13 protein-coding genes are annotated in these 12954 nt (G+C 50.6%); all 13 read left to right on the plus strand.

All coding sequences use genetic code 11. The annotated features are described in order from the left end of the window. The first annotated feature begins 286 nt into the window (after positions 1–286). Entirely contained in the window at positions 287–742 is a 456-nt protein-coding gene (gene mraZ, locus HMPREF2726_RS04220) for a division/cell wall cluster transcriptional repressor MraZ (RefSeq protein WP_003761336.1), read from the plus strand. Next, positions 739–1692 (plus strand): 16S rRNA (cytosine(1402)-N(4))-methyltransferase RsmH, encoded by a 954-nt coding sequence (gene rsmH, locus HMPREF2726_RS04225; protein ID WP_009310908.1) that lies wholly within the window; start codon positions 739–741, stop codon positions 1690–1692. Before mraZ ends, rsmH begins: the two co-directional genes overlap by 4 nt. A gap of 55 nt (positions 1693–1747) precedes the next feature. Then, positions 1748–2011, plus strand: coding sequence for a cell division protein FtsL (gene ftsL, locus HMPREF2726_RS04230; protein WP_003761340.1), 264 nt, complete (start codon positions 1748–1750; stop codon positions 2009–2011). Between the two features lie 81 nt (positions 2012–2092). Continuing rightward, positions 2093–3841, plus strand: coding sequence for a peptidoglycan D,D-transpeptidase PBP2 (locus HMPREF2726_RS04235; RefSeq protein WP_049223498.1), 1749 nt, complete (start codon positions 2093–2095; stop codon positions 3839–3841). Between the two features lie 24 nt (positions 3842–3865). Beyond that, complete coding sequence (locus HMPREF2726_RS04240) at positions 3866–5344, plus strand: UDP-N-acetylmuramoyl-L-alanyl-D-glutamate--2,6-diaminopimelate ligase (protein ID WP_009310913.1); 1479 nt, start codon at positions 3866–3868, stop codon at positions 5342–5344. Between the two features lie 83 nt (positions 5345–5427). Then, the gene (locus HMPREF2726_RS04245) at positions 5428–6003 is read left to right on the plus strand and encodes a hypothetical protein (RefSeq protein ID WP_070602308.1); all 576 of its coding nucleotides are present in this window, start codon (positions 5428–5430) and stop codon (positions 6001–6003) included. 282 nt (positions 6004–6285) lie between these two features. Beyond that, entirely contained in the window at positions 6286–6807 is a 522-nt protein-coding gene (locus HMPREF2726_RS04250; protein ID WP_070602310.1) for a M23 family metallopeptidase, read from the plus strand. Positions 6808–6831: 24 nt separating this feature from the next. Further along, positions 6832–7692: a peptidase gene (locus HMPREF2726_RS04255; RefSeq protein WP_070602312.1), complete on the plus strand. Its 861-nt coding sequence runs from the start codon at positions 6832–6834 to the stop codon at positions 7690–7692. A gap of 40 nt (positions 7693–7732) precedes the next feature. Beyond that, positions 7733–8464 (plus strand): uracil-DNA glycosylase family protein, encoded by a 732-nt coding sequence (locus HMPREF2726_RS04260; protein ID WP_094113210.1) that lies wholly within the window; start codon positions 7733–7735, stop codon positions 8462–8464. Positions 8465–8514: 50 nt separating this feature from the next. After that, positions 8515–9882 (plus strand): UDP-N-acetylmuramoyl-tripeptide--D-alanyl-D-alanine ligase, encoded by a 1368-nt coding sequence (murF, locus tag HMPREF2726_RS04265; RefSeq protein WP_070602314.1) that lies wholly within the window; start codon positions 8515–8517, stop codon positions 9880–9882. A gap of 2 nt (positions 9883–9884) precedes the next feature. Next, positions 9885–10073, plus strand: a complete 189-nt coding sequence (locus HMPREF2726_RS04270; RefSeq protein ID WP_009310925.1) for a hypothetical protein — start codon at positions 9885–9887, stop codon at positions 10071–10073. A 196-nt stretch (positions 10074–10269) separates the two neighbouring features. Then, a complete protein-coding gene (mraY, locus tag HMPREF2726_RS04275; RefSeq protein ID WP_009310927.1) occupies positions 10270–11352 on the plus strand; it encodes a phospho-N-acetylmuramoyl-pentapeptide-transferase in 1083 nt (360 codons plus the stop codon). 212 nt (positions 11353–11564) lie between these two features. After that, positions 11565–12857: a valine--pyruvate transaminase gene (locus tag HMPREF2726_RS04280; RefSeq protein ID WP_009310929.1), complete on the plus strand. Its 1293-nt coding sequence runs from the start codon at positions 11565–11567 to the stop codon at positions 12855–12857. Positions 12858–12954: the final 97 nt, after the last annotated feature.

The raw sequence follows: 12954 nt of genomic DNA on the forward strand, positions 1-12954 counted from the left end.
TTTTTCATTTTTTTATACCATATATTGTGTCTAAATAATATTTTCAATACTACATATTGTGTTTTTAAAAACCAAATCGGGTAAGATGGGTGGTTCGGCTTGTTTGCTTGTTTGGTTAAAATACTGTTTTTTAATGATTTTGTTGTTGCATATGTACTGGGATTTTAGAGTAAGGCGATTTGACCGAGGCGTTAAAATTTTTTATAGTGTGGGCTAGTGGGGCGATGTGGGTAAAAGTGTCTGCATTGCCCAAAAAATTCCGATTTAAACCGATTAGGACGAAATTGTGTTTGGTGGCGCTCACGAATTGAGTATTGACAGCAAAGGGCGGTTGGCGATTCCTGCCAAGTTCCGCGATATTTTGCTGCGCCATTATACGCCGTCGATTGTGGTTACTTTGGATTCCCGTCAAAAATTGCTGATGTATCCGGAGGCTGAATGGGCAAAGGTTGCCGAGCAGCTTTTGCACTTGAAAACGGCAGGAAATCCGATGTTGCAGCGTTATCAAAATCTGCTGCTGCACAATGCGGATACGCTGGAATGGGACAGCGCCGGCCGCGTACTGATTCCTGCCAATCTGCGCAAACGGGTGGATTTTGAAAAAGACGTTACCTTGGTCGGTCGCGCCAACCGTTTGGAATTGTGGGGTCGTGATCAATGGGAAGCTGAAATGACTCAGGCTTTGGATGATGATCCTGAAGAGTTGGCATTCCAATTAAGTCAGACGGATTTGCAATTGTGAGTAATGCTGAATATCAACATATCACCGTTTTGTTAAATGAGGCGGTTGATGCTTTGGCGGTTCGTGAAGACGGTATTTATGTGGATGGGACGTTCGGCAGGGGAGGGCACTCCCGATTGATTTTGTCCCGTCTGGGCAGTCAAGGTCGTCTGATTGTGTTTGATAAAGACCCGCAAGCGATTGAGGCGGCGCAAAAGCTGGCTGAGCAGGATGGGCGCGTTACGGTAGTTCATGACGGGTTTTCAAGTTTTCAGACGACCTTGGATAGGCTGGGTATTGAAGAGATAGACGGTGCGTTGTTTGATTTGGGGATTTCGTCCCCGCAGATAGATGACGGCGCACGGGGTTTCAGTTTCCGTTTTGATGCACCTTTGGATATGCGCATGGATCCGACGCGGGGAATGTCCGCTGCAGAATGGATTGCAACAGCATCAGAACAGGATTTGCACGAGGTTATCAAGAATTATGGTGAAGAGCGGTTTAGTCGCCAGATTGCGCGCGCCATTGTTGCGCAACGGACAGAAAGTCCGATCGATACAACCCGCAAGCTGGCGCAGCTCGTGGCACAAAACGTCCGTACTCGTGAGCGGGGGCAAGACCCTGCGACGCGCACCTTCCAGGCAGTTCGCATCTTTATTAACCGCGAGCTCGAAGAGGTAGAGGCGGTTCTGCCGCAAGTGATGGGTCGTCTGAAGCAAGGCGGACGTTTGGCGGTTATTGCGTTCCATTCGCTTGAAGACCGCATCGTAAAACAGTTTGTCAAAAAGTATTCGCAACATCCTCCTTTGCCGCGTTGGGCGGCAGTAAAAGAAGCGGATTTGCCTCTGCCGCCGTTAAAGGCGATAGGAAAGGCGATAAAGCCGGGTGTTGAGGAAACCGCCTCCAATCCGCGGGCGCGCAGCGCAGTTTTACGCGTGGCAGAGCGGACGGGCGGTGAGATTATAGAATAAGCATTATGTGGGGCAGGTGTCCTCGGAACAAACAGATTGAGGTCGTCTGAAAATAATGAATAAATTAAATATCCTTTTGTTGGTCTTGGTATCGGTATCTGCTTTTGCGGTGGTCACTGTGCAAGACCAATCGCGTTTGCACTTCATCGCTTTGGATAAAGCGCAAAAGCAGGAAATCAAGCTTGATCAGGACTATGCACGCTTGAAATTGGATCAGGCGCGGCTGGCGAACCACAAGCTGATTAAGGTGGCGGCTGAGAAGCAACGCCTCAAACCGCCCGGCGCGGATAATACCGTGATGGTGGAACGAAAAAAATAATATAGCCGGCTTATCCGACACTGCAAAGTGGTGCTGTCGGATAAAGACACGGTTCGGGTGATTATGAATTGAGATGTTAAGATGTTGATTAAAAACGAATATAAACCGAGCATGCTGCCCAAGACAGCCAAAGCTAAAAAACCCATCACCAGTGATGGGCGGATTTCTTTGGTGTTGTGGCTGATTGCGGCTGCGTTTGTCGGACTGCTGGCTCGCGGCATCTATTTGCAAACCACGCAGCATGAATTTTTGAAAAATCAGGGCGATCAGCGTTTTGTCCGTACCCTGACTTTACCTGCGTCGCGCGGCATGATTACGGACCGTAACGGCGCGACTTTGGCGTTGAGTGCACCGACTGAATCTTTGTATGCCATGCCTTCCGGTATGGAAGAAATGCCGACTGCCGAACAGATGGCTAAGTTGGCGGCTATTGTTGAGCTGCCTGTTGAGGCATTGCAGGAAAAATTGGCGAAAAAAGATAAAGATTTTATTTATCTGAAGCGTCAACTCAGCCAAGAAAAAGCGGAAGAAATTAAAGCTTTGGGCATTAAAGGCTTGGCATTTCAAAAAGAGCTGAAACGCCATTATCCGATGGGCAACCTGTTCGCACACGTTATCGGTTTCACCAATATTGACGGCAAAGGACAGGAAGGCTTGGAATTGTCGCGTGAAGACAGTCTGCATGGTGCGGACGGTGCGAAAGTGGTTTTGCGCGACAATAAAGGTAATATCGTCGATAGTTTGGATTCTCCGCGCAACAGCGATCCGAAAAACGGGCAGGACATGGTTTTGTCTTTGGATCAACGTATTCAAACGCTTGCCTATGATGAGCTGAATAAGGCAGTGGCTTATCACAAAGCCAAAGCAGGTACGGTTGTGGTATTGGATGCGCAAACCGGCGAAATCTTGGCTTTGGTTAACAGTCCTGCCTACGATCCGAATCAACCGGGCAGCGCCGATAGCGAACAGCGCCGCAATCGCGCCGTTACCGATATGATTGAGCCGGGTTCTGCCATGAAGCCGTTTACGATTGCCAAAGCATTGGATTCCGGCAAAGTCGGTGTGGCTGATCGTTTTAACACCATGCCTTATAAAATCGGTCCCGCTACCGTACGCGATACCCATGTGTATCCTACTTTGGATGTGCGCGGCATTATGCAAAAATCTTCCAACGTTGGTACCAGCAAACTGTCTGCAAAATTCACGCCTAAAGAAATGTATGATTTTTATCATGATTTGGGTGTGGGCGTGCGGATGCACTCCGGTTTCCCCGGTGAGACGGCCGGTCTTTTGAGAAGCTGGCGCAGATGGCAGCCGATTGAACAGGCAACCATGTCTTTCGGTTACGGCTTGCAATTGAGCCTGCTGCAATTGGCGCGTGCTTATACCATGTTGACACATGACGGCGAATTGTTGCCGGTTAGCTTTGAGAAACAGGCGGTTGCGCCCAAAGGCAAACGCGTCATTAAAGCTTCGACCGCGCGTGAAGTGCGTGATTTGATGGTTTCTGTAACCGAGCCCGGCGGTACGGGTACGGCGGGTGCGGTAGATGGTTTTGATGTCGGTGCGAAAACCGGTACGGCGCGTAAGTTGGTCAACGGACGTTACGTTGATAACAAACACGTGGCAACTTTCATCGGTTTTGCTCCTGCTAAAAATCCCCGTGTGATTGTGGCGGTAACCATCGACGAACCGACTGCAAACGGTTACTACGGCGGCGTAGTGGCGGGTCCGGTCTTCAAACAAGTCATGGGCGGCAGCCTGAATATCTTGGGCGTTTCCCCCACCAAGCCTCTGACTAATGTTGCAGCCGTCAAAACACCGTCTTAATCCGAGTATCAACGAGATTATTTTATGTTCAGCAAGTTAACCCCTTTAGCTGAAACCAACATTCCGCCTCTGCTGTGTGCAAACGCAGCAGGGCGTTTGTTGCATTCAGACAGCCGTCAAATTAAACAAGGTGATATTTTCGTTGCCTGTCAGGGCGAATATTCAGACGGCCGCAGTTATATCCCCGCTGCCATTGCCAACGGCGCGGCTTTTGTTTTTTGGGACGACGACGGCAAATTTGCGTGGAATCCCGAATGGAAAGTCCCCAATCAAGGCATCAAAGATTTGAAACACCGTGCCGGCATGTTGGCGGCACAAGTTTACGGCAACGTTTCAGACGACCTCAAAGTCTGGGGCGTAACCGGCACCAACGGCAAAACCTCCATCACACAATGGCTGGCGCAAGCCGCCGATTTGTTGGGCGAAAAAACCGCCATTATCGGCACGGTCGGCAACGGCTTTTGGGGTGCATTGGAAGAAACCACGCATACCACCCCAGCCCCCGTCGATGTCCAAACCCTGCTCTACCGCTTCCGTCAACAGGGCGCGACAGCCGCCGCGATGGAAGTCTCCAGCCACGGTCTTGACCAATCGCGCGTCAACGGCGTGCCATTCCGCAGCGCAATCTTCACCAACCTCACCCGAGACCACCTCGACTACCACGGCACGATGGAAGCCTATGGCGCCATCAAGTCGCGCCTGTTTTACTGGCACGGCTTGAAACACGCCGTCATTAACGTAGATGATGAATACGGTGCAGAACTCGCAGGTCGTCTGAAAAGAGACTGTCCTGATTTGGCCGTTTACGGCTACGGCTTCAGCGAACACGCCGACATCCGCATTGTTCATTTCACCGCCTCTTCAGACGGTATGGAAGCCGTATTCCAAACGCCGTGGGGCGAAGGCCGCTGCCGCACACGCCTGCTCGGACGGTTCAACGCGCAAAACCTCGCCGCCTGCATCGCCTTGCTTTGTGCCAACGGTTATCCGCTTGATAAAGTATTGGATGTGTTGGCAAAAATCCGTCCCGCCTCAGGCCGCATGGACTGCATCATGAACAACGGCAAGCCCTTAGTCGTTGTCGATTATGCACACACGCCCGATGCATTGGAAAAAGCACTAGCTACCTTGCAGGAAATCAAACCACAGGGTGCGGCTTTGTGGTGCGTATTCGGTTGCGGCGGCAACCGCGACCGAGGCAAACGCCCGCTGATGGGCGCAGCAGCCGTACAGGGTGCGGATAAAGTTGTCGTAACCAGTGATAACCCGCGCTTGGAAAATCCGCAAGACATCATCAACGACATCCTGCCTGCCGTGCCCGCGCCCGAATGCGTCGAAGCCGATCGCGCCGCAGCTATCCGTTACGCAGTCGAACGTGCTGCTTCAAGCGACATCATCCTGATTGCCGGCAAAGGACATGAAAACTATCAGGATGTACAAGGCGTGAAGCACCATTTTTCTGATTTTGAAGTTGCAGAGAAAGCGTTGGCAGAACTCAGGTAAAAATATTTTCCAGATAATTCCTTAAGGCCATTGGCAAATAGGAAATTACACATTACTCCATCTCACTTTTAATAGGCAAAAATATGCAACGTTATACTCCTTTATTCAATGCCTTGCTTGCGGCCGTCCCTTATTTAACCCGTGAAGATTTACCCAAAGCTCCTCCGGCTGAAAATGAGGATTTGGTATGTCATTGGTTATTTAGGCATTTAGGTTGGTATCACGAATCAGGTGAATGGCATTATGCTGATCATCAATTTATGGAGTATATGGAGTGGAAAGAACCGCATTTAAAATTAGGGAAGTTTTATCCTATACAAAAGCTAGGCATTGAAATAGATGCGACAGGAATTGATGACGAAGTATGCAAACGTACATTAGTAGAATTTTGCGCTCACGAAGGTATTCCCGTGCCAGATGATCAAGGTGAATTGGAAGATCTTTTTGAGAGTGAAGAGATGGAAATGTTTGCAATGTTCAATGATAGTAACTATGTCTTAGAGGCTTACGATGCATTACTTAAGCCCCATGGGCTTCGGCTAATAGACATTGGTTATACCGAAAATGCCTTCCTACTGATGGTAAAAGATGATGATGAGGCAGTGGGAAATGTGGAGCAGGCACTGATCGATTTGGGATATGTCGATATTGAAGAGTAATTTTTGAGTGTATACAGACAGAGTGGAGTCACCGTAGGGTAGAGAGGTTTTGCTGTACTGCGTATTCGACTTATCGATTCCACTATAAATTTGACAACAATGTAATCAATTTTCAGACGGCCCGGCAGCCTTAAGGTCGTCTGAAAACGTTTATCCCCCACAAAATAAAAGCAACACAACCCACGCATTACGGCACGTCAGCCATTAAACCCATCACAGTTGTTTCGGACGACCCTGATTTCAAATTTCAAAGGTCGTCTGAAAAACGAGGAGACCGATTTGATGCTGAAAATGCCGACAAAAACCCTTTTAATCAGTGCAGCCATGATTTTATTTGCAGGCTGTACCACCAAACAACTGCCGCGTCCGAACGCCGAAATTGCCGAACTGAGGGCGAAAGAACCGCCGGCGGCGCAAAGCCTGCCCAATCCTGTTAAAGGCAAGCGTTTTGACGACACTTGGGGCGCGGCGCGCAGTCAGGGGCGCAGACATGAAGGCGTGGATATTTTCGCTAAGAAAAACACGCCGATACGCAGTACGACGCCCGGTATTGTAACCAAAATCGGGCGCAACCGATTGGGTGGCAAGGTCATCGGCATCCAAGGGCCGGGCGCATGGCACTATTATGCCCACCTCAACAAATTCGCCAACGTCCGCCTGTATGAACGTGTGAAAGAAGGACAGGTCATCGGCTATGTCGGCAAAACCGGCAATGCCAAAACTACGCCGGCGCACCTGCATTACGGCGTGTATTTGCCAAACGGAGCGATCAATCCCTATCTGCTGATTAATCAGGACAAATAGGTCGTCTGAAAAAAGAGTGAGGCAATGAACGCAAAAAAATTGGTCAAGGCAACGAATATTATCGGTATGGTGGCAGTGACACTGCTGGTGTACTGGGTGTTCGCGCTGATATTGATTCAAGTTTTCGGACTCAAGGTGTTCCGTGAACACATTACAGAAATTTTCCTGATGAGTATTCTAGGGATTTTTGCTGTGATGGGCGGTACGCTGATGCTGAACATCATGTTGAATCTGACCCGTATTGCCGAGCGCGGGCAGGAAGAAGAAGTCCGTGGCGGCAGGAAAACCGTATATCTGCTGTTGGCGGTATTTCCTATTTTGGCAGCGCTGCTGTTCGGCGGCAATTACCTGACTATTCAACAAAAACGGGATATCTTAATCCAATCGTCGGAGCGCATCGTCAAAGACAATTCTGCTCAACTCGATGCGTTGGCCGATTACCGTTTTGACTTGGCGTATATCAGAAAAACGTCGGAAATCTTGGATTTGATGGCTAAAGACGATTCTTCGTTCAACGCTGCTATGGTTATCGTGCCGGATAAGATCGGCAACAAACCGGTTTATCTGGCTTTTTCAGCCGACTCCACCCGCCTTACCCTGAGTGAAGAAGTCGTGCCTGCCGCCAATCAGAATGCAGAAGGTAGCGATAATTTCGTCGTGAATCGAAATGGTGAGAAAGTGGCGGTCAAGAAAACGGACTATGTCTATTCCCCGGATTTGAAGGGGCGCGAATACCTGCAAAAAGTATTTGCCGGACAAACCCAGGAAATGCGCTATGAAGCGGAAGACGGTCATTACAGCCTCTGCCATCCTTACCGTAAAAACGGTAAAACCATCGTATTGTGTTTCTCCGATTATCAGGAGTACGGAAAAATCGGTAGCTGAGTGTGGGAAAATCGGTTTCAATAGTACAGGAATACGTCAAGTGAATGATTTACAAGAAGTATTGCTGAATAAGTATGTAGAGATTTTAAACAAACCGGAACATCAGAACTTATTGCGTGCAATTAGCAATAAAGACAATAAATTATCCAATATCCATTTGGGCTTTGTCCCTGAGCATTATGAAAGCGCAGAACATAAAATTCTGATTGTCGGTCGAGAAACACGAAGTTGGTACGATAGCAAGAAATTTGATGAATATCATGCCGAAAATGTAAGGCAACTGATGTCGTTAAGCAAAGATTTTATTTGGCGGAATTTGACTGGGGATTTAAAAAGAAACACAAAAGGAGCAACATTTTTCAATTTCGTCCGCAAGGTTGCCAAGCGAAGTGGGAATGAGGGCATCTTGTGGGCTAATATTTTTGCGGTGGACTATAAAACTAAACATCCTAAACATTCGGATTGGTTCGAAGATATAAAAACACTTTCCTGTAAATTGTTACGTGCCCAAATTGAAATTTTAAAGCCACAGATTATTCTTTTCGTGAGCGGAGACGGCGGCGTAGCGGCGCGGAGGGAGTGCTTTCCTGATTTGTCCGGCTCGGATCAAGGCATAAACGGCTTGAATAAGGGAAAACTGGAAAAATTTTCTTTTGAAGGTAATAAGGAAATAATATGTTACCGAGCACCTCATCCCAGTACCAGAAATCGAGAAGGAAGGCGTGCTTTAAAGGTGCTCGTCGAAGAGTTGCTGCCTTCTTCCAAAGTGTAAAATGCCTTTGCAACAAAATGCCTGTTTGAAAAAAACAAACGAAAGAAACCATGAAACCACTAGACCTAAATTTCATCTGCCAGACCCTCAACCTTCCGACGCCGTCTGAAAACAAACCCGTGTCGCGCATCGTAACCGACAGTCGCGACATCCGCGCGGGCGATGTGTTTTTTGCTTTGGCGGGTGAGCGGTTTGACGCGCATGATTTTGTTGAAGACGTATTGGCTGCGGGTGCGGCGGCGGTTGTGGTTTCGCGCGAAGATTGCGCTGCAATGGATGGCGCGTTGAAAGTCGATGACACGCTTGCCGCATTGCAAACGCTGGCGAAGGCGTGGCGCAATAATGTGGACCCGTTTGTATTCGGCATTACCGGTTCGGGCGGCAAGACGACGGTGAAGGAAATGTTGGCTGCGGTATTGCGCCGCCGTTTCGGCGATGATGCCGTTTTAGCGACGGCGGGCAACTTCAACAACCATATTGGCCTTCCGCTGACTTTGTTGAAATTAAACGAAAAACACCGCTATGCTGTCATTGAAATGGGCATGAACCATTTCGGCGAGCTGGCGGTTTTGACGCAAATCGCCAAACCCGATGCCGCTTTGGTCAACAACGCCCTGCGCGCCCATGTCGGCTGCGGTTTTGACGGCACGAACGATATTGCCAAGGCGAAAAGCGAGATTTATCAAGGTTTGGGTGAAGACGGATTGGCTTTGATTCCGTGTGAAGACGAACATGCCGCCGTGTTTCAGACGACCTCCCAAAGTCATACGCAACAGACTTTTGGCGTCGATAGCGGCGATGTTCACGCGGAAAATATCGTGTTGAAACCTTTGTCGTGCGAATTTGATTTGGTGTGCGGCAACGAGCGCGCCGCCGTGGTGCTGCCCGTTCCCGGCCGCCACAATGTCCATAACGCCGCCGCTGCCGCCGCGCTGGCTTTGGCGGCAGGTTTGAGTTTGGACGATGTGGCGGAAGGTTTGAAAGGCTTCAGCAATATCAAAGGTCGTCTGAACGTCAAAGCCGGCATCAAAGGCGCGACCCTGATTGACGATACCTACAACGCGAACCCCGACAGCATGAAAGCTGCGATTGACGTGTTGGCGCGCATGCCTGCGCCGCGTATTTTTGTGATGGGCGATATGGGCGAACTGGGCGAGGATGAAGCCGCCGCCATGCACGCCGAAGTCGGCGCGTACGCCCGCGACCAAGGCATCGAAGCGGCTTATTTTGTCGGCGACAACAGCGTCGAAGCGGCAGAAACGTTTGGCGCGGATGGTTTGTGGTTTGCCGCCAAAGACCCGTTGATTCAAGTGTTGAGCCATGATTTGCCCGAACGCGCCACCGTGTTGGTGAAAGGTTCGCGCTTTATGAAGATGGAAGAAGTGGTCGAGGCATTAACGGATAAAGAGGTCGTCTGAAAATGAAAAGCCGCGGCTTTGTGAAAGCCTTATTGCTGATTGCCGCGCTGATTGGCACGTTTTATGCCGGAATGCGGGCGCAGGCGTATCTTTATGAAGACCTCTGTCTGGATTGGGGCGGCGGCAGGAATCCGGGAAATTATCCGATTTGCGTGATTGAGAAAGACACTAACGCAGCTGTCGCTCAATAACGCTGCCATCTCTCTAAACAACGGATAACGGGTTCGCTAGAAACCTGCATAGAGAGTGAACTTCAGCAGGCACTGACTGTCATAAACAGCTTAATAATCTGCAAAGGTCGTCTGAAACTTTTTCAGACGACCCCAAAAACCAAACTTTAAAACGGGCGATAAGCCCAATGTAACAACAAAAACAAAAGGAAGCCCCATGTTTTTATGGCTTGCACATTTCAGTAACTGGTTGACCGGTCTGAATATCTTTCAATACACCACATTCCGCGCCGTCATGGCAGCTTTGACCGCTTTGGCGTTTTCCCTGCTGCTCGGTCCGTGGACCATCCGCAAACTGACGCAGTTGAAAGTCGGGCAGGCGGTACGCACCGACGGGCCGCAAACCCACCTCATCAAAAACGGTACGCCGACGATGGGTGGTTCGCTGATTCTGACCGCCATCACCGTATCCACGCTGTTGTGGGGCAACTGGGCAAACCCGTATATTTGGATTCTCTTGGGCGTATTGCTCGCCACCGGCGCGCTCGGTTTTTACGACGACTGGCGCAAAGTCGTCTATAAAGACCCCAACGGTGTTTCCGCCAAATTCAAAATGGTGTGGCAATCGAGCGTCGCCATCGTTGCCGCGCTTGCCCTGTTCTTCCTTGCTGAAAACTCCTCCAACAACATCCTCATCGTTCCCTTCTTCAAACAAGTCGCTTTGCCGCTGGGCGTGGTCGGCTTCGTCGTCCTGACCTATCTGACCATCGTCGGCACTTCCAACGCTGTCAACCTGACTGACGGTCTTGACGGACTTGCCGCCTTCCCCGTCGTCCTCGTTGCCGCCGGCCTCGCCATCTTCGCCTACGCCAGCGGCCATGCCCAATTTGCCCAATACCTGCAACTGCCTTATGTCGCAGGCGCGAACGAAGTCGTGATTTTCTGTACCGCCATGTGCGGCGCGTGTCTCGGATTCTTGTGGTTCAACGCCTATCCTGCGCAAGTCTTCATGGGCGACGTCGGCGCGTTGGCTCTGGGTGCGGCACTCGGTACCGTTGCCGTCATCGTCCGCCAAGAGTTCGTCCTCGTCATCATGGGCGGTCTGTTCGTCGTCGAAGCCGTGTCCGTTATGCTTCAAGTCGGCTGGTATAAGAAAACCAAAAAACGCATCTTCCTGATGGCGCCTATCCACCACCACTACGAACAAAAAGGCTGGAAAGAAACCCAAGTCGTCGTCCGCTTCTGGATCATCACCATCGTCTTGGTGTTAATCGGATTGAGTACGCTGAAAATCCGCTAAGTCGCTTTCCCTTTTCCGACGTTCACATTTTCAGACGACCTGATGAGATTCATCGGGTCGTCTGAATTTTTAAGAGGGCAGATGAATTGCCGTCACATATTCTTGCGATGTTGGGACAATGGTGCGTCAAACCCGCCACATTCATTTTCAGACGACCCCTCGCCATATCAAGCTGATATAATCCCCGCCAATCATATTTACACGGAGTCATCATGCAGTTCTCGGCATTCGGCGAAAAATTCACGCAACACAGCGGCATCCTGCAACTTATGGACGACCTCGGCGACGCGCTCAAAAGCGACAAGCCCGTCAACATGCTCGGCGGCGGTAATCCGGCGCGAATCGCCGAAGTCAACGCCGTGTTCGCCGACGTATTTTCCAAGCTGGCGGCGGAACACGCCGTCGAGAACATCGGCAACTACTCCAACCCCCAAGGCGATGCCGCCTTGATTGACGCGTTGACCGCTTTCCTCAACCGCGAATACGGCTGGCACCTGACCGCTGACAATATCGCGTTGACTAACGGTTCACAGAACGCGTTTTTCTATCTTTTCAACCTCTTCGGCGGCAAATTCAAGGTTTCAGACGACCTTTCCGTAGAGAAAGCCATCCTGCTGCCGCTTGCGCCCGAATACATCGGCTATGCCGACGTGCATGTCGAAGGGCAGCACTTCGTTTCCGTCAAACCCAAAATCGAAGCTGTCGAACACGAGGGCGAAGAAGGCTTCTTCAAATACCGCGTGGACTTTGACGCGCTGGAAAGCCTGCCCGAACTCAAGGCGGGCAAAATCGGCGCGATTTGTTGTTCGCGCCCGACCAACCCGACCGGTAACGTGCTGACCGACGGCGAAATGGCGCGGCTGGACGCTTTGGCGCAAGAACACGGCATTCCGCTGATTATCGACAACGCCTACGGAATGCCGTTCCCCAACATCATTTACAGCGACGTGACGCTGAATTGGCACGAAAACATCATCCTCTGCTTCAGCCTTTCCAAAGTCGGCTTACCGGGCGTGCGCACCGGCATCATCGTCGCCGCGCCCGAAGTCGTCAAAGCCGTCAGCAGCCTGAACGCGATTGTGAACCTGTCGCCCACCCGTTTCGGCGCAGCCATCGCAACGCCCCTGTTGCAGGACGGTCGTCTGAAACAGCTTTCAGACGACGTCATCCGGCCGTTTTACCGCAATCAGGCGCAAACCGCCGTCTCGCTGCTCAAGCGCGAGCTGGGCGCGTATCCGCTGAAAATCCACAAGCCCGAAGGCGCGATTTTCCTGTGGCTCTGGTTTGAAAACCTGCCCGTTTCATCGCAAACCCTGTACGAAATGCTCAAAGCCGAAGACACGCTGATTATTCCGGGCGAACATTTCTTCGTCGGCATCGACACGCAGGATTACCCGCACGCGAGCGAGTGCATCCGCATGAGCATCGCCCAGGACGCGGAAACGCTGGAAAAAGGCATCGCCGCCATCGGCAGGGTGGTGCGCGGTTTGTATGACGCGGCGTAAACGGTAAAGTTGACAGCCATTCAGTCAAAAGGTCGTCTGAAAACGGTTTCAGACGACCTTTTATCATTTATAGTGGATTAACTTTAAACCAGTACGG

Source organism: Neisseria sp. HMSC074B07 (genome assembly GCF_001810355.1).
Lineage (GTDB): Bacteria > Pseudomonadota > Gammaproteobacteria > Burkholderiales > Neisseriaceae > Neisseria.